Raw genomic sequence first — 21335 nt, forward strand, 5'->3', positions numbered from 1 at the left:
TTCTCGCGGATAAGTCGTATCATATAATTTTCATTTTTTTGATCACAAGGTGATCTCAGCACTTGACAAGCTTTTATCTTTTGGTAGCATTTGTGGATAGGTAGTTGGGGTTGGATGATTATTCTGTTGTGATAGGGAGTACACTGAATTTGTTGCATATAGATCAATCTCTTAAGCAGTACTTTGGCTATGATTCTTTTCGCTCAGGGCAGGCAGAGATTGTTGAGGCGGTATTGGCCCAGCGTGATCTGTTAGTGCTGATGCCCACTGGTGGCGGTAAATCTCTCACGTATCAGCTCCCCGCACTCCTCTTGCCGGGACTCACCATCGTTGTTTCTCCTCTGATCGCTTTAATGCAAGATCAGGTCAGTCGCTTACAAGCGGACGGTATTGACGCAACCTTTATCAATAGCTCGCTCTCCTACGCTGAGGTGACACGTCGCGAGCAAGCAGCCATGAGGGGAGAGTTGAAATTGCTCTATGTGGCCCCCGAACGTCTGGTCAAACCTAGCTTTCTTAGTTTTCTCGATCATATCCAAAAAACCGTTGGCCTGTCGTTACTCGCCGTAGATGAAGCTCATTGTGTGAGTGAATGGGGACATGACTTCCGTCCAGAATATCGGCAGTTAGGTGCTGTCCGTCGGCGTTATCCTGATCTGCCTGTACTTGCGCTGACTGCCACCGCTACCGAGCGCGTGCGAGAGGATATTCTTCAGCAGCTTGATCTACACGATCCTATCGTGCATATTGCCAGCTTTAATCGTGCCAATCTTTCGTATGAAGTGCGTAAGAAGGACAAAAGTGCCTATGGAGAGTTGCTTGATCTGTTACGAGGCATGCGTGGAGAGTCTGTGATCATCTATTGTCTGAGCCGGTCGGGGGTCGAGAAACTCAGCGCGGATCTCTCTCTGGATGGCATCTCTAATCTGCCCTATCACGCTGGTCTATCCAATGATGTGCGTTCTCAGCATCAGGAGCGCTTTATTCGTGATGATGTCCCTGTCCTGGTGGCGACCATCGCTTTTGGGATGGGAATCGCCAAGCCCGATGTGCGTGCGGTTATCCATTATGATCTGCCGAAGAATCTGGAAGGTTATTATCAGGAGTCTGGGCGTGCCGGACGTGATGGACAACCTGCGAAATGTGTCCTGTTTTTTAGCTATGGTGATCGCATGCGCGTAGAATTTGTCATCGGGCAAAAGTCAGATGAGAAACAGCAAGCCATCGCACTGCGTCAATTGCAGCAAGTCATCACATACTGTGATAGCAATCAATGCCGACGACATTTATTGCTCAGCTACTTTGGCGAAGACTTGCCCGCCGAGAATTGTCACAACTGCGATAACTGTCTGATGACGACCGTAGAAGAAGATCGTACCGTCGAAGCACAGAAATTATTGTCCTGTGTACGCCAGACACGTGAGCGCTTTGGATTGCGACAAATTGTAGATGTCTTACGGGGTGCCAATACACAAAAAGTGCGTGATTTTCGACATAATCTTTTGCCGATCTATGGCAAAGGCAGTGATTTGAGCGTGGATGAATGGACAACGATCGGACGGGCTTTGTTGCGCGAAGGCTGTTTAAGTGAACGGAAAGAGAATTATTCGACTCTGTACTTAAATGCTCGCTCGCAGCAGATCCTGAATGGCGATGCACCATTTTATATGCGACAGGCCGAGAAACCCAGGGTTGCTGCCACAAGATCCTCTACTCCTGGCGTGGCTGAGAGCGCCGCAGACAACGATCCACTGGCCGTTGCATTGTTCCAGCAGTTGCGGACGTTGCGTAAGAGGCTGGCCGATGATATGGGTGTGCCGCCCTATGTCATCTTTCCGGATGCGACCTTATGGGCAATGGTACATACGCTACCCGTTAATCAGAGCGACTTTTTGCGCCTACCGGGAGTTGGTCAACAGAAGCTCGCTGCCTACTCTGCACCTTTTATTGTGGAGATCCAGAGTTTTCAGCAGCAGCATCCAGAGATTGGAGCGGTCCAGATTCCACGTAACACGGTAACGGAAAGAAAATCAGCGACTGTGCTGAATGGAGTGCGTCGTCATGCTTTAGAGCTTGCCAAACAAGGCTTTGATCTGAAGGAGATTGCAGGTGCCTGTAGTCGTCAGCCGTCGACCATCATCGAGTATCTGGTAGAAGCGTTTGAAAGTGGAGAACAGCTTGATATCATGCGTTTTGTGGCACCTGATCACTATGCGCCAATCTTTGCGGCCTTGCAGCAGAGCGAAGACGGAAAGCTTCGTCCGATCAAAGATCAACTGGGAGAGGCCTACTCATACGATGAGATTCGTCTGGTACGAGCTCAAATAAATGCCCAGGCCCGCCCCCAGTAGCATCGCACGCGAGCGTGCGATGTCCCACTCGACGTACGATCAAGCACGCCAGGATTGGGCTGTTTCGTACGTCGAGTGGGACATCGTGCCCGAGGGCACGACGCTACTAGTGGAGGCCGAGGATGTGTTCGATGGCGAGTTGGTCAAGCTTCTCGTATTGATAGCCGCGCTGACCAAGGGCTGTGGCGTCGAATTCAATGGATTTCAATTGGTTGGCCAGTTCTTTGCTATAGCCGCCATGGATATCCTTGAGCAACGAGATATGGTCAGCATTGCCACCATTGATCGTTGCCAGAAGCTCCTGGACGGCTGGATCGGCATCGAAATGACGCGCCTTCTCACGCAGGATATTGTAGGTCCGCATACAACCGGCTGCGAAGTCCCAGACGCCTTGCTCATCCTCAGTGCGATAGGCATGGGCGTCGAAGTGGCGAGGACCATCATAGCCAGCATTTTCCAGCAGGCGCACCAGGAAGAACATACTCTTGATGCTCTCACTGCCGAAGCGTAGATCCTGGTCAAAGCGAGGACCTTTTTGGTCATTGAGGTCGATGTGGAAAAGTTTACCCGCTTCGAGTGCCTGTGCTACGCCATGGACAAAGTTGAGTCCTGACATATGCTCGTGAGCTACTTCCGGATTTACTCCAGTGAGTTCAGGATGGTCTAACGTGTAAATAAATGCCAGCATATGTCCGATGCTTGGGAAGTAGGTATCGGAGCGTGGCTCATTGGGTTTGGGTTCCAGTGCGATGCGTAGATCGTAACCATTATCGATAATGTATTCGGTTAAGAAGTTGATGGCATCGCGCATGCGCTTGAGTGCATCGATAGGATTCTTACTGGCTTCGCTATCGACACCTTCGCGTCCACCCCAGAAGACATAGGTTTTTGCGCCGAGCTCGACACCTAAGTCGATTGCTCGCATCGTCTTTTGTAATGCGAAGGCGCGCACGCTTGGATCGACGGCTGTGAATGCACCGTCTTTGAAGGCAGGATGAAAAAAGAGATTGGTGGTTGCCATAGGTACAACCATGTCATAATCTTTGAGAGCCTGCTTGAAATCGCGCACAATCTGATCTCTCTGGGCTGGCGTGGCATCAAAAGGAACCAGATCATTATCATGGAAGTTTACTCCCCAGGCTCCTAGTTCAGAGAGTTTTTGTACACTCTTGACTGGATTGAGGGGCGGGCGGACGACATCACCGAATGGATCGCGACCCTGGTTAGCCACTGTCCAGAGTCCAAACGTGAATTTATCCGTTTTTTTGGGGGCAAATTGATCACTCAGACTTTCCTTTGTCAACTGAGTTGGTGTTGTCATGGTTGGTCTCCCTTTATCTTTGAATAGTTTCGTAGATGCTATTCATTATAGACTTTCCGCTGTAGCATTGCAAAATTTGTGGTTGATTTATGGTCGAGTCACAGGATTGTGATGCGTGCATAGAGGCGCTCTCCGCTGTGTATGTGAAGGGTGGGAAAATGGTTTCTGGCCTGAATCTCTGGAGGGCAGTTGTGCTGTGACCGTTGCCTATCACCGATAGGCAACGGTTACAATACAACTACATGTACAAACAGGTCATAGCTATAACGCATCAAGCAATGCGATTATGACGATGCATTAGTTAGCGAAATCTGTGATCTTTCCGCTTTTAAATAACCAGCGCATAAACTCGAGACGGCGATGATCCATCCGGTTCTGATCCATCTCGCTGAAACGAAACTTCTGACGAAACCTGGTAATCCGATCAATCTCTCCATGTTTGAAGCCCGCTTTACGTAACATCTCAACTGCTTCTTTGTGATCCAGATAGTGATACATATACGTCTCCTGACTCAGACTTCGGCTGCACAACGTGAAAGGATATGTACTTTCAATACGATTCCTGGCACAAACTGGATGTATCTCCTGGAAGAAGCGTCTAACCTTTCTCGTATCAGGGCGTAATATATGATAGATATGTTTTTCTTTTCTTTATGGCACGGAGGAATGCTCTCATGAGTACCAATCCTAATCAGAATCAGCAACCTGATCCAGCGCAGCCTCTTGGAGGCTATGGTGGATATAGTGGCTATAATCCATCGAGTCCAGCGGAAGACCCCTATAACGCTGGTGGACAACAGCAGCAACAGGCGAGCACTCCACGGAGTGATCCCAATTACGTCTATGGCCAGGGGGGAGGCCAGCAATATAGTGGTGGGCAGCAACAACAGCAGCAATACGCTACCGGACAGCAACAATCGAACACCTATGTGCCGCCCAGCAGTGTCAGAGGTAGTTATAGTAGCCAGGGTCAGGGACAGACTGGCTTCGCTGTGACCAAAAGCGCCCGACGCGCAGCCTTGATCAGCTATCTAGGGCTCTGCTTTACAGGTATCGGCATCTTCATCTTTGGTCGTAAAAATCGTTTTGTGCAATTTCACGCAGCCCAATCCATCGTGGTTTTTACTCCTCTGGTAATCGCCTACATCGTACTGGGGATATTGGGAGGCCTCTTTGGGCACCTCTTACTCATCGGCGGCTTGATTTCGGGTCTTTTTGGATGCATCACCGGTCTCATTGTTACCGTAGGTTTTGTACTCTGGGTCGTATTGATGGTCCAGGCGTATCGTGGTGTCATGTTCAAGCTCCCCGTTGTGGGAGATTATGCGGAGGCTCTGGTCGCTCGCTTCTCGAAGAGAACTACCCCAACCATTTAAACCCATAGTGTCTATGCGGCAAACAGGTTTTGTTGAGCTTGAGATCTCTTCCGCCAAAGAGATCAAGCTCACTGCCGCTATGTCGGCTTACATTGGTGCCTGGAGTGGCAGGGTATTTCTTCTCTCTCGAGTGAAATATATAGCCATGCAAATTGCTCTTGTGATATGATAGCGGATGGTTTAGACATTTGAAATTGACGATAGGTATAGAAATTGGTAGCTAGCTAACAGTATTTTCTACCTACCAGGGGACCAAGTATCTCTTTTAGCATGGAAAACTTTTCAATACGTGCTACAATTATCTTGGATATGTCGGTAAAGAGATATATCCATGTGGGATATATTTGTTAACAATTGCAAGATGTAGGTCCCTGTTCCAGGCGAGTCAGTAATATCCTGGATAAACGAACAATCTCCAACCCCAGCAACTAGTAAAAAAAGAAAATCAGGAGACATCATGAGTACTGAGCAGCAAAAGCGACCGGATGGACGCGATGCCACCACTACAGATAAGCCTCGTGTCGTCACGCTGCCTGAGGACGAAACTCGAGAGACATTGGTTAACTACTATCATCAGATGTTACTTGTGCGCCGCTTTGAAGAAAAATCGGATGAGATGTATAAGATGGCTCGCATTGGCGGATATTGCCATCTGAATTTGGGTGAAGAGGCCACCGTGGTTGGCTTTTGTGCAGGCCTGGGTCCAAAGGATTACCTCTACACAAATTATCGCGAGCACGGCTACGCAATTGGCCGTGGCATTACCCCCGATGTGGTTATGGCAGAACTATTTGGGAAAGAAACCGGTTGTTCACATGGTCGCGGTGGTTCTATGCATATGTTTAGTCTGGAACATCGCTTGATGGGTGGATATGGTATTGTGGGCGGACAGGTCCCTCTGGCTGTAGGCGCGGCCTTCGCTGTGGCCTATCGTGGTTCCGATGAGGTTGTCGCGGTGCAGATGGGCGATGGAGCCACCAATGGTGGCCCTTTCTATGAATCATTAAATCTGGCCAAAATTTATAAACTGCCAGTGATATTTTTTGTGGTCAATAACCTGTATGGCATGGGATTGAAGGTCGAAGAGGGTTCAGCCGTCTCTGATCTGTATCGTAAGGGGTGCGCCTTTGATGTCAAGGGTGAACGCGTCGATGGCAATGATGTGATCGCGGTGCGCGATGCGGTGCGCAGAGCCGCCAAAGTGGCGCGTGAAGAGCATGAGCCTTATATTGTAGAGGCCGTCAGCTTCCGTCATCGTGGACATTCTGTGATTGATCCTGATCGCTATCGGGATGAAGACGTTGTCAAGCGCGGTCGTGCCCTTGATCCTGTTCCTGCATTTGCCAGGCGTCTGCTCGATGCCCACTACATCGATGAGCAAGGCTTGAGTGACTTAGAAGATCAGGTAGAGCAGACGGTAGCAGCTGCCGTCCAATTCGCCGAGGAGAGCCCCTTCCCGGCCGTTGAGACCCTCTTTGACCATATCTATGCGGCTGAGGATCAGCTAGAGGAGAGTAAGTAATCATGGCTGAGATCAGCTTTCGACAGGCGCTCAATGATACATTGCGCGAGGAATTGACGCGCGATGAGAATGTCTTTTTGATGGGCGAAGAGATCGGCGTCTTTGAAGGATCATATAAAATCACCGCTGGTCTGTTAAAGGAATTTGGCGCGAAGCGTGTCGTGGATACTCCGATCGCCGAAAATGGTTTTGTTGGGATGGCGGTTGGCGCGGCTATGCTGGGACTGCGTCCCGTTGTCGAGATCATGACCTTTAACTTTATCGCTCTGGCTATGGACGAGATCCTGAACCACGCGGCGAAGATCTACTACATGTTTGGCGGACAGACGCCAGTCCCCATGGTTATCCGCACACCAGGTGGTGGTGGACAACAATTATCGGCGACCCACTCGCAAAATCTGGAAGCGTGGTTTGCGCACATTCCAGGACTCTACGTCGTCGCCCCCTCGAATCCGGCCGATGCCAAAGGCATGTTGAAGACCGCCATTCGCAGCAACAATCCAGTTATTTTTATCGAGCATCTGAGCCTCTATAACACCAAGGGTGATGTCCCGGAAGAAGACTTCATTGTTCCCTTCGGGAAAGCGCGGATCTCGAAAGAGGGTACAGACCTGACCATTATCAGCTACTCGCGCATGGCGTCTCTGGCCCTGGATGTGGCAAAGCGCATGGAGCAGGAAAACAAATGGAGCATCGAAGTGGTTGATCTTCGTTCGCTGCGTCCTCTGGATACAGAGACGATTGTGAACTCGGTCAAGAAGACGGGACGTGCGATCATTTTTGAAGAGGATTGGCGCTCGTATGGTATCGGTGCTGAGATTGCCGCAACCGTCCAGGAAGAGGCGTTCGATTATCTGGATGCTCCGGTCAAGCGCGTGGCAAATGTTGAAGTTCCTCTCCCGTATGCCAAACCATTAGAACTGGCCGCAATCAATGGTAGCAAACAGCTAGTAGATGCCATTAACGAACTGGCCCCCCGCCGGAGGAGATAAGTATGCCCGAAATAAACATGCCCCGACTCAGCGATACGATGCAGGAAGGTACGATCACGCATTGGCTGAAGAAGCCGGGCGATGAGGTCAAAAAGGGCGAGATTGTCGCTGAGGTTGAGACTGACAAGGCGAATATGGAGATTGAATCTTTTAGCTCCGGTGTCCTTGAACAGATTCTGGTGAACGAAGGTGACGTCGCTCCGATTGGTCAGCCGATTGCTATCCTGGGTACAGGTGCACAGGCTCAGAATAAGGCCAAAGCCCCTGAAGCCAAAGCAGCTCCTGTCCAGAAGCAGCAGGCCGCAAGCGGCTCTGCCAAAGCCGAGGTCGAAATTCAAGCACCTGTTAGTGCGCAAAATGGACAGGTAAAAGGAGAAGGCGTCAAATCGTCTCCTCTGGCTCGCCGCATGGCGGAAGAGCACAGCATCGACCTGACTCAACTCAAAGGAACAGGTCCGGGTGGACGCATCGTGCGCGATGATATCGAGGATTATCTTGAGCAGCAGCGCTCGGCAACCCCAGCGAGCAACGGCTCTACCTCTGCCAGTAACGGAACCGCGCCAGCCATCCAGTCAGTTGCCCAGGTGACTGAGGATGATGAGGTTGTGAAGCTGACCTCGATGCAGAAAACGATTGCTCGTCGCCTGACCGAATCGAAACTGACTGTTCCGCATTTCTATGTCAGCAACGATATTGATCTGACCGATGCCCTGGAGATACGTCAGAAGCTCAACGCCAATCTCGGCGAAGGTGGAGTTAAGATCAGCGTCAACGACCTGATCGTCAAAGCCTGCGCTCTGGCATTGGAGAAGTTTCCAGAAGTCAATGGATCTTATAACGATGGACAATTTATCCTGCACAAGCACATCAACGTCGGTATCGCCGTTGACGTCTCGGCAGGTCTATTAGTGCCCGTTATTCGAGATGCTAACGTCAAGGGCCTGCGTACCATCGCTAAAGAGTCCAAGGCGCTGGGAGCCAAAGCTCAGGCTGGCAAGCTCACGACGACCGATCTCGATGGAGGGACCTTCTCGATCTCCAATCTGGGTATGATGGATGTTACTGAGTTCTCGGCTGTTATCAATCCACCACAATCGGCCATCCTGGCTGTAGGAGCCAGCCGCAAAACCTACATCCCAATCAACGATCAGCCTGTTGCCCGTGACATCATGCGTGTCACCCTCTCGGCTGATCATCGCATTCTTTACGGAGCGACTGTCGCACGCTTCCTGCAAGAGGTCAAACGCTTGTTGCAGAACGTCTATCTGCTCCTGGGTTAAACTACCTATAGCTAATAGGAGAGAGCTTCTGGGTCTAATACTCTTAGGAGCTCTCTTTTTTTTATAGGCGCCTTTTCTTGTCTATCCTCAACTGTTTTATACTCATTAAGAGATATGCAAATATTGATGGAGGTAGGATTAGATCTATGGGAAAAAATAGCGAAAGATCACGTCGGCCTATAGAGACGGTTTCACCACAGACAGGCCAATCATCTTCTGAGCGTAATATTTTGCGCACAATCTCAAACGAGAGAAGACATCCTACTCGTTTACAGGTAGATGACATCTATCGTATTGGAGAGCAAGGTCTTCCAACATCCGACAATAGCCAACGCCCCACGCGCGAACAAGCTGATGAAATACATGCTGTTGGAAAATTGGCACATCCCTGGTTGAACCGTTATTTACTTCAAGATGCAGAAGTCAAAGCGCATCCCCAGGCAGAAGAAATGCTGATCAAAATTAATCAAGAATTTGATCGTCAAGCCAGACAATATCCGCGGCAGCATGTATCTACATTAATAGCCGATAGTATCATGAATGTGAGAGAAAATATCTCTAACCCAAAAGTCCAAGAGATAAGGACTTTTCAAGACGCTCTTACTCATCAAGAACAAATTGAAAAAAAAGAGCCAAATCTTCAAGCTATAGAGTATATAGAAAGACGCGTGCGTGATATATGGTCAGGGAAAGAGCTTAAATTAAAGGAAAAAGAATTGGCGGTGGATCGTAAGTATGCAGAAAAGCTTGATAAGGAGATAAATGCTCTTCGGGCTACAATGCAAGAGTCGAATGCTAATAAGTCTGGAATTGCGACTAAGATGGATATATATGATGGGCTTCAGAAGCAGCGGCAAATTTTAGCAAAAAGAGAAGAAGCTCTTTTGCCGAATATAAAAAGATTAAAAGATGCAGGGAACATTCCACCCCCTGAAGATCTTCCTTCTTATAAAGATGCCTTGAATGATAATACTCCTCCTTATTCTGAATAGTTCAGCCTTAAAAACGTTACTTTCCTCATCATGTGAAGCGAAAAGCTGTGCCGAGACATATTATTAGTAGTCGAAACTGTTTGCGTTATGATTTTGGAAAGAGAATAAGTATGAATACAATGTCTATCGGCCATGCTGAGCTTTATATCCACCCTGAGAAGGTAGAGGCGCACGATCGGATCGTTTCGCCGCAGCGTATCGATGTGGCGAATACCCAGGAGTTGCTTGAGGTGCTGATTGCGATGCCTGCTGAGACGAGTTTTAGTGTATTGCTGGTAATGAATGATTGTGTGGTGGGGAATGGGAAGTATTTTATGACGCACGAGACGGTGACAATTTTGCATGAATTCGGTGCTTGTGCGGGTTTCCTCATCAAGCCACTGGCGCTGTTACGCGAGGCGCGTGTGGCGCATCAGCAACGCCATCGCGAGGAGCAGACGCAAGAATAGCCGTTGTTGTCAACGGCTATTTTCTTCAACTTGAAGTAGCATTAGTCGCGCAGATTACGATTACTTCTCTCTGTTCAGAATGGTAGCATCCGCGTTCAGGATGACTTTGAAGCCTGCCTCATCGTAAATGATCAGGCAACTGATCGACTGATGCTGTTTTGAGTTCTCCCGCACGTTTGAAGGTAGCAATCATCACTCCAGATGGAGAAGCTTGCGATTCAACCAGGGTAAAAGAAGCGGGAAGTGTCCCTTGCTCAAACAAGCGTTTTCCCTTCCCGACTGTCACAGGAAAGATTTTGAGCCAGAATTCATCGACCAGATCATGCGCGAGTAACGTCTGGATGAAATTACCACTCCCATGTACTTGTAAGTCAGGACCATCTTGTTGTTTAAGTGCGCGTATTTCATCCACCACGTTGCCATTGAAAAAGGCCGACTTCCTCCACTCATGTGTCGTCAGCGTATTCGAAGCAACATACTTTGTTGCCTCATTGATGGGGTTTTTCCCACCGTCAGCATGTGGCCAATAGGTAGCAAATATCTCAAATGTTTTTCTCCCGAGTAAGAGGTCAAATGGCTTACTCATTTGCTCTTCCATGATCTTGCCAACTGCATCATCAAAGTAGGGAACTACCCATCCACCATGCGTAAAGTTCCCACTGGTATCTTCTGTTGGCCCACCGGGTCCCTGCATGACGCCGTCAAGTGTGATAAAAGAGAGGATGATAATTTTTCTCATGGTATTCTCCTTTTATTGTCAAGTAGTAGCACATGAACTATAAATCTGCGTAAAGGTGCTGTCTTGCGCAAAAACGATTTCTCAATGGCTTACGGTACGAGGGAGAAACGTGCTAGCACTTTCACCTGTATATCAGTTCTTTCAGCGTATCTATAAATGTGGTAATGAAGTGGACGGATGGGTAAAAATTGGACAACTCCGCTCATTTCTCCCCTTGTTGACTGGAAAGAGGGAACGGAGCAAGCCGAGCAGACGCAGGAATAGCCGTTGACAACAACGGCTATTCTCTTCAATCTGAGGTAGGGATGTAGCGAAGATTGCGTTTACTTCTTGCCGCGATCATACTGCTTCGGCCATTCAATATCCTGGGATAGTTCGCGAACTGCACGTTGGGGCCAGCGAGGATTGCGGAGGAACTCACGAGCCATGATGATCAAATCCGCCTGATCCTCCTCCAATATCGCGTTGGCCTGAGTCGGCTCGGTGATCATCCCGACGGCGCCGGTTGGGATCTGCGCTTGATGATGGATAGCTTCAGAGAGCGGGACTTGATAGCCAGGTCCAACTGGGATGTTGGCTTGCTTGACGTTGCCGCCGCTGGAGACATCGATCAAATCTACGCCATGCTGCTTTAGCTCGCGAGCCACCTCAACGCTCTCCTCAAGGGATAATCCACCCTCTTCGAGCCAGTCGGTTGCGGAGACGCGTACCAGCAGTGGGAAGTTATCGGGAATCACCTGACGCACCGCATCGGTGACCTCTAGCAGGAAGCGCATGCGGTTCTGAAGCGAGCCGCCATATTCGTCAGCGCGCTTGTTGGAGTAAGGTGAGAGAAATTGATGGAGCAGATAACCATGAGCGGCGTGGAGCTCGATGACCTCGAAGCCAGCTTTGAGAGCTCTGCTGGCAGCGCTAGCGAAGCTCTGGACTATCTCTGCGATCTCGCTTTTTTTGAGCGCGACTGGCACGGGATAGGTATCCGAGAAGGCAATGGCGCTGGGAGCGACGGTCTGCCAGCCACCGTTTTCGGGTGTGACTTCTCCCTCAGGAGTTTTCCAGGGACTATTGGTGCTTCCTTTTCTACCAGCATGTGCGAGTTGGATGCCAGCATGAGCTCCTTGTGAGCGGATGAACGCTGTGATGCGGGAAAGCTCCTGTATATGTTCATCATGATAGATTCCCATATCATCAGGAGAAATGCGTCCACGTGCCTCGACCGCCGTCGCTTCCTGGATCACGAGTGCTGCTCCCCCGACTGCGAAAGAGCCAAGATGGACAAGATGCCAGTCGTTCGCAAAACCGTCGACCGATGAGTACTGACACATAGGAGCTACGACAATCCTGTTGCGCAGCGTCAGGCCGCGTAATGTATATGGTTGAAATAATTTTACTGTATCTTTCGCTGTATCTGTCTGGGCGTTCTTTTCATTCCCTATTGCTTGAGTTGTCATGAATGCGGGCTCCTTGCCACTTTTATGGGTGATGTATGTTTGCTCATAGATATCTTATCTATTTCATCTATCTAAACAAGTCTCTTTAGTGAAATTATTCCACGCGAAGCTTATCTGTAATGAGCGCATTGCCGAATTTTATCCACGGCTGCTCAATCACGTTATGGAAGAGATAGCAGAATGGGATGAGCGCGATAATCATAAAAGACCAGTAGGCTCCATATATAAGGGGATGGCTCCAATGCAGCAGATAGGGCAAGATGAGCGCTTCAAATATCAGGATGAAGGGGAGGTGCCAGATATACATGCCATAGGAGAGTTGACCGATCCAACGTACTGGCCGCCACTCAAAAAAGATTTTGAGATCTGGCGGACCAAACAATAACGCAAGCACACAGAGTCCAAAGCCGCAGGCAAACGGAAGCTCTGAGAGCCATGCATGGGCTCCAATGTATGGAAGTAGTGGACTGTATAAGGATGTGTAAGGCCAGATGATGGCGAAAAAGAGGCAGGCGACTCCAAGTGCCCAGATCAGGCGGCTATATTTCTTACAGGCCACGCTCAGGCTATGGAAGGGCAGTTGTTGCGCCAGTGTATAGAGCATACAGATAAACATACCGATCGCGAAGTCTTCCAGATACTTACCATTCTGACCGTAGATGAAGAAGTTCAGGATACGATGCAGCAGAGTAGGAAGAAGTCCTGGCTGAGATGGAGTATGCTGCCAGGAAAATCCCCAATAGCGTGTGCCAACGCCCCAGATGATAATAAAAAATAAACTCAGCGACAAGCTGAGCAGGCGCCTCTGTAATGAGCCACGTTTAATAATCCAGCTCAATCCCAGTGCCAGGATGGGTAAAATCATGTAGAACTGCCACTCTACCGCCAGCGTCCAAAACGGTCCATTGATAGCTTGATACGTGCTGTGAGCTGAATCCATGAAGAAGGTCAAAAAAAGCAGGCTTTGTTTCCAGTGATCAAGATGCAGATATTCTGGATGGGAAAAGAGAACAAGCAAGGCTAAAGAGATATAGTAGCCAGGCAAAATGCGAAAAATACGTCGGATGTAGTAGCGCTTGGCTGATGGCCAGTGGGCATCAAAGAGCAGTGATTTGGCATAGGGCATAAATAAGAGGAAGCCCGATAAGATAAAAAAGAGTGTGACACCATATGCACCGCTCAGCGATAGACCCGATAAGAATGGTCCCACCTGGTGATACGACCAGAAACGTTTCCCATTGGTGATGTAATTAATATGGTAAGCAATCACACAGACGCATGCAAAGGCACGCACGCCGTCCAATACTGCGATCGTATTTTTCTGCTTGCCCTCTTTTGAAAAGGGTTTCAATGAATTCACCTGTTTCGTTTCTGTTGCTACTGTTATGTTCATATGATTTTCAACCAGCGCTATATAAAAAGAGGTACTAAGAAGCCATATGTACCGGTATGTGTAAGTATGCATTTGCATGCATGTATGTCACAAAGAAATAAGTCCAGCTTTTGGACCTATGTATGGTAGTAAAATGGTCGTAGTTCTGTCAATAGTATGGGACTTGGGTAATCTGAGCCAATAGGATGTTGTGATAATGATGCTGTTTGCTTTTCAGGCTTGCTGCTTTGTCAACGTTGCCGTACTGTGAGCAGTAGACAACGTTGATAGCATCTGTTGGCTGGCTTTATCCCGCGACTGCGGTTTTGACGATGCTTATGAGCTTGAACCAGGAGGGTGCTTTCTCAAAGTAGGTCAGCTTTTTGAAAAGTGGCAGTGCGATCTTCGTCTGGCTGACAAACCAGGGAGGCGTTAAGGGACTCCTGAACGGTGCACGCATGACACTTTTCTGTGCTTTGGAGAACATCAGGCTGTTATGGACGATGTCATTGCCGGATTGAATATTATACATAGAATTACCAGGGAAGGCTCCCCAGGGAATACAGGCCAGAGCATAACACGTCCCGGCCCAATAATTGACTCCGATGGTGCCGTAGCGCAGGTTGGAGATCGCTTGCTCGATCGCTGCGGCGATGGCTGGATCTTTAAGGGAGGCTGGATGGACGATTAAGGTGATGTTGAGTGTGCCCCAGAGATGTTCGTTGGCAAATGTGACGGCTCGCTCGATATAATCCACCACACTATCAGCCTCTAGAGCCGTCTCCGCGCTGAGACTACAGAAGGCTTCCGTGGTGAAGCAAATATCTTCAGTATGCGTTGCATCGATATCGGGAATAAATGTCCAGGGGAGATCTCCCTCGGCCGGCTTGCCGAGGAGCTCCGCTTCTGGATGCGCGTCCAGAAATGCCTGCTGACGATCTCTGGCTCCTGGATAGTAGGCTGCACGTGTCGGTAGATTGGAAAAGATCTGCCTCATGCTTTGGAGCAGCGCTGGTCGTTGTGACCAGCCTTTGTGCTGGATAATCACCCGCGTCGCGTTACAATTAAAGCCGGCATTATTCGCCAACGACGAGACAAGCTGTTCGGCTTGAAAATCGATATCCTTCTGACTCCATGGTCCAGGCACGACAATCACCGGGCTGACGTTCCCCAATTCGCCAGTGAGACGTTTCGTTAATAGTGGTTGTTGTGCTGCCTTGCGCTCTAATCCCTGCGGTCCCGGACCAAAGAGGATGCTATCAAAGGTCTTGTCAGAGCCGGTAATATGGATCTCGTCGATCCCTGGATGCTGACAGAGATAGGCTCCTTCCTCCGCTCCTCCGTAGACGATGCGCAGATAGCCGGGAGTGATCAAGGCTTGAAAGCCCTCCTCGATTAGAGGGCCAAGGTATGCATTGACCATGTTGGGCTTGAGTAATACCACTTGATTGTTCACAAATAATTTGTAGAGGAGATCCATCGGGCCGATACTGCCAATATTGCCAGCTCCCAACACGAGCGTCACTTTGCCCTCCTGATGTTGGGATTGATAACTTATTGCCTGCGTGGAGGGGAGATTTTCGGCAGTGACACCAGGTTGCATCCAGACGTCGGCCGTCACACCGCTAAAGAGCAGACGATCATAGATCCTGAATGGGAAGACTTGAGCCGTTACCTGGCCGTCTGGACGCGTGTGAATGGGTCCTGGAATATGAGGATGGCCATCCTTTTCGATATCGCTGAGGACTTTTCTTAATTGACGCAGGTTGAGCAAGATGGCCCATGCTGAATTGGCCCACTCCTCACTGACAAGTGGCGAATTGACGTCGAGTCCTTTTGCTTGTGCACCAGCCGCCACCCAGCGTGGAGCAACCGCAAGAAAATCAGCGATCAGTGCATCTATGATCGTGATGCGTGCTGCCACTGACACGTTTGTCCATGCCTGTTTCTGCTCTGTCAACACTTGGATCGCAGCGTCCATGCTCGCGCGCGAGGAAGGCACAATCTTTCCATCCGTGGTGGGAAACTGTGGCGCCCCGTGATGTGAAGTTGTTGTCATCGTGGTTTCTCCATTGATACGTGACGATATCATGTATTCATGATATTCTATTTTATTATATAGGGTGCCATAAATGTTTGCGCTTATACGTTTAGTGTAGACAAGAAATCGTTCTTTCCCTGTCGCAAAGAAACGCTCAGGTGCGTAGCTCTCATCATCTGTGTCTCTGCCTCAGCGCCTTTAGACGATTTCTGTGCGCTGTGCTACAATGTCTTTCATTAAAAAGATGCCATAACAGGTGCTACCCATTCTATTTTGTTGCTAGTGGCTGTGTACATCTCGCCTTCACGTACACTCAGGTAAGGAGTAAGTATGCCATCACAGGGTTACGTACGTTTTCCCAACATTTTTCAAGATCGTATCGTCTTTGTGTCTGAGGACGATCTCTGGCTTGTCTCCAGCGAGGGCGGACGAGCCGAGCGTTTGACCGCTGGTGTCGGTGAGGTGAAATTTCCTCACTTTTCGCCAGATGGAGAATTATTAGCCTTTGTTGGACGTGAAGAGGGTCCGAGCGAAGTGTATGTGATGCCTGCTTTAGGTGGTACGGCGCAGCGTCTGACTTTCCAGGCTGGTAGCTGCCGTGTGCTTGGCTGGTCTCCTGATGGGACAGAGATCCTTTATTCGAGCAATGTAGGACAATTTGCCAGTCGTTTCGAAGCTATCTATGCCATCAAGCCCACTGGTGGAGAATCGCGGCGCTTGCCTTTTGGGATGGCCAATGCGATTTCTTATAGTTCTAATGGCGGGGTGGTGATCGGGCGGAATATCAATATACGTGAGTTTTCGCACTGGAAGCGTTATCGTGGAGGAACGGCGGGACATCTGTGGTGCGATCAGGAAGGCGACGGCAATTTTAAGCGCTTATTGCAGCTGAGCGGAAATGTGGCTGATCCCTGCTGGATTGGTGATCGGATCTACTTCCTATCTGACTATGAGGGCGTTGGTAACATTTACTCCTGCTTACCTACTGGCGATGATCTGCGCAAACATACACAGCATACAGATTTCTATGCACGGCACCTCTCGACCGATGGGAAATTGCTTGTCTATCATTCCGGGGCAGATCTGTATCTGTTTGATCCGGAGAGCGAAGAACTGCGCCATCTGGAGATCACTATCCCCAGCCTGCGCACGCAGCGGAGCCGTAAATTTGTGCAGGCTCCCAGCTATCTGGATACCTATGCTCTGCATCCGCAGGGACATATGGTGGCGTTGACAACGCGGGGAAAAGCTTTTGCCTTTGGCAATTGGGAAGGGCCGGTGCTGCAATACGGCGAGCCTGATGGTGTACGCTATCGCTTTCTTGAGTGGCTCAATGATGGCAAACGCCTGGTGGCTATCCACGATGGTTCTGGTCGCGAAGAATTGATCGTCTTTACGCCTGAGTCCGCCGATGCGCCCCAGACCTTTTCAGAGATCGAGTTTGGTCGAGTTACAAATTTTGTGGTCTCGCCGACCGATGATGTGATTGCGCTCTCCAATCATCGCAATGAGCTTGTGCTGGTGAATCTGGAGAGTGGCACTGCGAAGATCCTGGATCACAGTGACTTTGGTGGCATCGAAGGGATTGCCTGGTCGCCTGATGGAGCCTGGATCGCTTATGGTTTTGCCATCACCTCAGCGAAAGTCGCCATTAAACTGTGCAACCTTGCATCCAGTGAAACATATCAGATCACCAATCCTATTCTGCAAGATAGATCGCCGGCATTTGATCCAGACGGGAAATACTTGTATTTCCTGGGACAGCGTGTCTTTAATCCCGTGCACGATAGTTTGCATTTTGATCTGGGCTTTCCGCGTGGTGTCAAACCGTACTTGATCACGTTACGCAATGATTTACGCTCTCCCTTTATTCCTGAATCCAAAGCTCCTGATGAGAAAGAGAAGGAAAAGGAGAAGGAAGATTCCAGCGAGAAGAAGGCGCAGTCCGAGACAGAGAGTACAGATGAGACTTCTGCAGAGGATAAGGATAAAAAAGATGAGGGGACAAAAAAGGTCCCACCTATCACGATCGATCTGGATGGTATCGTCGATCGTGTGCTTCCGTTCCCAGTTTCGGAAGCTCGTTATCGTCGTATCAGAGGCGTCAAAGGCAAAGTCCTGTTTCTTTCCTTTCCGGTTGAAGGGGTCTTGCAAAACTCTTCACACGGCAAAGGTGTTCTGGAATGCTACGACTTTGAGACCTATAAAACAGATCGCTTGAGCGATGCTGTTGGCAACTTTGGCCTTTCACGCGATAACAAATGGCTTATCTATAGTCTGAATCATCGTCTGCGTATCGTCAAGGCCGGTGAAAAGCCAAAGGGAGATAATGGGAGCGATCGTCCGACACGCGATAGCGGTTGGATCGATTTGCAGCGCGTTAAAGTCTCTGTCCAGCCATCGGCCGAGTGGAAGCAGATGTTCGCCGAGGCCTGGCGCTTGCAGCGCGAGCAGTTCTGGAATGAGAATATGTCCGGTATCGACTGGGAGGCCATTTATAAGCAATATGCGCCACTGGTTGAACGTATCAGCTCCCGTTCAGAACTATCTGACCTGCTCTGGGAACTACAAGGCGAGTTGGGCACTTCCCACGCTTATGAGATGGGAGGCGATCTGCGCCACGGACCACATTATCGTCAGGGCTTCCTGGGTGTGGATTGGACCTATGATCAGGAGAATGAGCGCTATCGTCTCGCACGTATTGTCAAAGGAGATCCTTCGGAGAGCTCATCAACCTCGCCACTCACCGGTCCTGGGCTGAATATCAAAGTGGGTGATGCGATCCTGGCGATCAATGGGCAACGTGTCAGCCCGACCAGAGGTCCCCAGGAGCTACTTGTCAATCAGGCCGGGAACGAGGTCCAGCTGCTCGTAGAGTCGGCTGAGACCAAAGAGACGCGGGTGATTGTCGTCAAGGCTCTCAGTGGCGAAATGTCCGCTCGCTATCGTGAATGGGTAGAGAACAACCGCCGTACGGTACATGAAGCCTCTAACAATCGCGTCGGCTACATTCACATTCCAGATATGGGTGGGAATGGCTATGCGGAATTCCATCGCGGCTTCCTCTCGGAGTTTGATTATCCTGCCTTGCTTATCGACGTGCGTTGGAATGGCGGCGGCAATGTCTCAGGACTGTTGCTGGAAAAGTTGGCGCGTCGCCGGATTGGCTATGATTTCCCGCGCTGGGCACAGCCTGAGCCTTATCCATCTGAGTCGCCGCGTGGCCCGATGGTCGCTCTGACCAATGAGCATGCTGGCTCCGATGGCGATATCTTTAGCCATAGCTTCAAGCTGATGGGATTAGGACCATTGATCGGTAAGCGTACCTGGGGTGGTGTGATCGGGATTAATCCCAAGCATCGCTTAGTCGATGGCACCGTGACAACGCAACCAGAGTATTCGTTCTGGTTCAAGGATGTCGGGTGGAATATCGAGAACTATGGCACTGATCCAGACATCGAAGTTGATATTGCCCCTCAAGACTTTGTCAAGGGGACCGATCCCCAACTGGAGCGTGCTCTCGCTGAGGCCCTGCGCTTGAGCGATGAGTATCCGACTCTTGAGCCGAAACCCGGTGAGCGTCCGCACCTCGGACGTTTGTAGCCCACGTTGTTTGTGCCTTCCTCTCCTTATGTGAGAGGAAGGTGTCAAAAGATCTGACCCCTCCGCAAGACATCCTGATAATTCCGGGACTTTTGTCTCTTGGCGCAACAGTCCTTTGGTGAGATAGTTAATGCGTTTCCCTCTGTATGTGTTTACCTGGTATGAAATGTGTCTTCTGAAGAGCTCATGAGGTTGAATGGCGGTGCAAGGCTGACCTATATAATGACCTTAATGGCCTTTGTGGCGGATGATATGTGATTATCTCCCCATATGCGTTTAGCTCTACTGTCGTAGGCGGTTGATCTGGATGCCGGGAAATATACGTAATAGTTGTTATTTACGTACTCTTTGATTGTGATGTGTGGTAGAAAGGTTGTGGGTAGTGCGTGATTCATTGAAATTTATTTCGCAAGTGTCTACGAATGCGCTCACGTTTTTGTTGGTGATATGTTGTTGTGCGGCTTCTTTGATCAGTATTGCGCCGTACCAGCATGCTCATGCGGGGACGCAAGGGCGCTTATTTGGTGGGAGACATGTCACACGCTGGTTGTCAGCATCTCCTCCGACCGATGCTGGCTGTCGCCTGACAAAAAAGCAGCAGTGTTATAGTCCGCAAGAGATACGCAATGCTTATGGAGTGACTCCCATTCTCAAGGCTGGCTTTACCGGTGCTGGACAGACGATCGTCATCATTGATTCGTTCGGCAGTCCAAATCCGGCCGCAGACCTGCATCAATTTGATATCGATTATGGATTACCTGATCCCCCATCGTTTAAAGTGCTCAGCCCTTTAGGGACAGTTCCGTTTGACCCGGCTAATGACGATCAGGCGGGCTGGGCGCAGGAGACGAATCTCGATATCCAGTGGGCTCATGCCATGGCTCCAGGCGCGGGTATCGTCCTGCTGACCAGTCCAGTCTCTGAGACGCAGGGTGTGCAGGGCGTGCCAGAGTTCTTGAAATTAGAACAGTATGCGGTGAACAATCATTTGGGGAAAATTATCTCCCAAAGCTGGGGCACAACTGAAGAGACATTGTTTACTCCAGATGGTAAAAAATTACTTGATACCTTTAATGCCTTTTTCAAGGATGCGACACGCCAAAACATTACCTTTTTTGCGGCTTCAGGCGACGCTGGTACGGCTAATCCAGACGTCAACAACCACAACTACTCATTTCCGACGGTTGGTTTCCCGGCTGATTCGCCATGGGTGACGGCTGTAGGAGGCACAAGTCTCTACGCGGATCTGGATGGTCATTATCAGTCAGAGGTGACCTGGAATAAAGGTTCGGGCAGTGCATCTGGTGGAGGGTACAGCAAGTACTTTAAGATACCTGATTATCAGCAGAAGTATCTCGCACCCAGTTTTGCCAACGCATCTCATGGATATCGTGGCTTACCTGATGTCGCTTTTAATGCTGATCCAGAGACGAGCGTGCCAGTCTACCTGAGCTTTATGCCTGATCCCGGCTATTATCTCTTTGGCGGCACCAGCGCAGGAGCTCCTCAATGGTCTGGTTTGATCGCCGATGCCAATCAGATGGCCGGTCACCCGCTAGGATTTATTAATCCATCGCTGTATAAGATCGGACATAATCCAGTGCTATATGCGCAGACCTTCCATGATATTGTTGTAGGTAACAATAAGCAAGGTGCAGTGGCGGGATTTAACGCGACTAGCGGTTGGGATCTGACTACTGGTTGGGGATCGCCGAAGGCGGAATACTTGCTTCCCTTGCTGGTCAATCCTCCTAAGTAGTGATCGTGTGCGACGTTTTTGATCCACTTTCTCGTGTGAAAGGATATGTATCAAGAGCTAATGGATATTTTTCCTGGTTGTTTTCAA

General features: G+C 49.7%; 15 protein-coding genes. 9 read left to right on the forward strand and 6 right to left on the reverse strand.

The features are described from left to right. Positions 1-149: 149 nt before the first annotated feature. Positions 150-2351: a DNA helicase RecQ gene (gene recQ, locus AC27N8_RS27590; protein ID WP_487071474.1), complete on the forward strand. Its 2202-nt coding sequence runs from the start codon at positions 150-152 to the stop codon at positions 2349-2351. A gap of 106 nt (positions 2352-2457) precedes the next feature. Here the strand turns inward: recQ and xylA are convergent, their stop codons facing one another. Further along, positions 2458-3672, reverse strand: coding sequence for a xylose isomerase (xylA, locus tag AC27N8_RS27595; protein ID WP_487071476.1), 1215 nt, complete (start codon positions 3670-3672; stop codon positions 2458-2460). 297 nt (positions 3673-3969) lie between these two features. Further along, positions 3970-4170, reverse strand: a complete 201-nt coding sequence (locus tag AC27N8_RS27600) for a hypothetical protein (RefSeq protein ID WP_487071478.1) — start codon at positions 4168-4170, stop codon at positions 3970-3972. 176 nt (positions 4171-4346) lie between these two features. Between AC27N8_RS27600 and AC27N8_RS27605 the strand changes: the two genes are divergently transcribed. From AC27N8_RS27605 to AC27N8_RS27630, 6 genes are all read left to right on the forward strand, one after another. Further along, positions 4347-5048: a DUF4870 domain-containing protein gene (locus AC27N8_RS27605; RefSeq protein WP_487071480.1), complete on the forward strand. Its 702-nt coding sequence runs from the start codon at positions 4347-4349 to the stop codon at positions 5046-5048. 457 nt (positions 5049-5505) lie between these two features. Beyond that, entirely contained in the window at positions 5506-6570 is a 1065-nt protein-coding gene (gene pdhA / locus AC27N8_RS27610) for a pyruvate dehydrogenase (acetyl-transferring) E1 component subunit alpha (protein ID WP_487071482.1), read from the forward strand. Positions 6571-6572: 2 nt separating this feature from the next. Further along, entirely contained in the window at positions 6573-7562 is a 990-nt protein-coding gene (locus AC27N8_RS27615) for an alpha-ketoacid dehydrogenase subunit beta (RefSeq protein ID WP_487071484.1), read from the forward strand. A 2-nt stretch (positions 7563-7564) separates the two neighbouring features. Beyond that, positions 7565-8842, forward strand: coding sequence for a dihydrolipoamide acetyltransferase family protein (locus AC27N8_RS27620; protein WP_487071486.1), 1278 nt, complete (start codon positions 7565-7567; stop codon positions 8840-8842). 146 nt (positions 8843-8988) lie between these two features. Further along, positions 8989-9834, forward strand: a complete 846-nt coding sequence (locus tag AC27N8_RS27625; protein ID WP_487071488.1) for a hypothetical protein — start codon at positions 8989-8991, stop codon at positions 9832-9834. A 110-nt stretch (positions 9835-9944) separates the two neighbouring features. Next, positions 9945-10283, forward strand: coding sequence for a hypothetical protein (locus AC27N8_RS27630; protein WP_487071490.1), 339 nt, complete (start codon positions 9945-9947; stop codon positions 10281-10283). 118 nt (positions 10284-10401) lie between these two features. On the opposite strand, the gene AC27N8_RS27635 is transcribed toward AC27N8_RS27630, so the two are convergent. The 4 genes from AC27N8_RS27635 to AC27N8_RS27650 all read right to left on the reverse strand — a co-directional run bounded on the left by AC27N8_RS27635 (position 10402) and on the right by AC27N8_RS27650 (position 15904). Continuing rightward, positions 10402-11022, reverse strand: coding sequence for a dihydrofolate reductase family protein (locus AC27N8_RS27635; RefSeq protein ID WP_487071492.1), 621 nt, complete (start codon positions 11020-11022; stop codon positions 10402-10404). A 323-nt stretch (positions 11023-11345) separates the two neighbouring features. Then, positions 11346-12473 carry an NADH:flavin oxidoreductase/NADH oxidase gene (locus AC27N8_RS27640; RefSeq protein ID WP_487071494.1) on the reverse strand — a complete coding sequence of 376 codons (1128 nt, stop codon included), beginning with the start codon at positions 12471-12473 and terminating at the stop codon, positions 11346-11348. A gap of 94 nt (positions 12474-12567) precedes the next feature. Further along, entirely contained in the window at positions 12568-13824 is a 1257-nt protein-coding gene (locus AC27N8_RS27645; RefSeq protein WP_487071496.1) for an acyltransferase family protein, read from the reverse strand. A 328-nt stretch (positions 13825-14152) separates the two neighbouring features. Continuing rightward, positions 14153-15904, reverse strand: coding sequence for an aldehyde dehydrogenase family protein (locus tag AC27N8_RS27650; RefSeq protein WP_487071498.1), 1752 nt, complete (start codon positions 15902-15904; stop codon positions 14153-14155). A 312-nt stretch (positions 15905-16216) separates the two neighbouring features. Here AC27N8_RS27650 and AC27N8_RS27655 point away from each other — a divergent pair, with 312 nt between their 5' ends. After that, positions 16217-19489, forward strand: coding sequence for a S41 family peptidase (locus tag AC27N8_RS27655; RefSeq protein ID WP_487071500.1), 3273 nt, complete (start codon positions 16217-16219; stop codon positions 19487-19489). A 382-nt stretch (positions 19490-19871) separates the two neighbouring features. Beyond that, entirely contained in the window at positions 19872-21248 is a 1377-nt protein-coding gene (locus AC27N8_RS27660; protein ID WP_487071502.1) for a S53 family peptidase, read from the forward strand. Positions 21249-21335: the final 87 nt, after the last annotated feature.

It is taken from the genome of Dictyobacter sp. Z7_2 (assembly GCF_057551105.1).

Bases quoted from the DNA above. Each gene is read 5' to 3' on its own strand.
- AC27N8_RS27620 (WP_487071486.1), top strand. From the start codon at position 7,565: ATGCCCGAAATAAACATGCCCCGACTCAGCGATACGATGCAGGAAGGT.
- xylA (WP_487071476.1), bottom strand. From the start codon at position 3,672: ATGACAACACCAACTCAGTTGACAAAGGAAAGTCTGAGTGATCAATTT.
- AC27N8_RS27625 (WP_487071488.1), top strand. From the start codon at position 8,989: ATGGGAAAAAATAGCGAAAGATCACGTCGGCCTATAGAGACGGTTTCA.
- AC27N8_RS27640 (WP_487071494.1), bottom strand. From the start codon at position 12,473: ATGACAACTCAAGCAATAGGGAATGAAAAGAACGCCCAGACAGATACA.
- AC27N8_RS27650 (WP_487071498.1), bottom strand. From the start codon at position 15,904: ATGACAACAACTTCACATCACGGGGCGCCACAGTTTCCCACCACGGAT.
- AC27N8_RS27605 (WP_487071480.1), top strand. From the start codon at position 4,347: ATGAGTACCAATCCTAATCAGAATCAGCAACCTGATCCAGCGCAGCCT.
- pdhA (WP_487071482.1), top strand. From the start codon at position 5,506: ATGAGTACTGAGCAGCAAAAGCGACCGGATGGACGCGATGCCACCACT.
- AC27N8_RS27615 (WP_487071484.1), top strand. From the start codon at position 6,573: ATGGCTGAGATCAGCTTTCGACAGGCGCTCAATGATACATTGCGCGAG.
- AC27N8_RS27635 (WP_487071492.1), bottom strand. From the start codon at position 11,022: ATGAGAAAAATTATCATCCTCTCTTTTATCACACTTGACGGCGTCATG.
- AC27N8_RS27630 (WP_487071490.1), top strand. From the start codon at position 9,945: ATGAATACAATGTCTATCGGCCATGCTGAGCTTTATATCCACCCTGAG.
- AC27N8_RS27600 (WP_487071478.1), bottom strand. From the start codon at position 4,170: ATGTATCACTATCTGGATCACAAAGAAGCAGTTGAGATGTTACGTAAA.
- AC27N8_RS27655 (WP_487071500.1), top strand. From the start codon at position 16,217: ATGCCATCACAGGGTTACGTACGTTTTCCCAACATTTTTCAAGATCGT.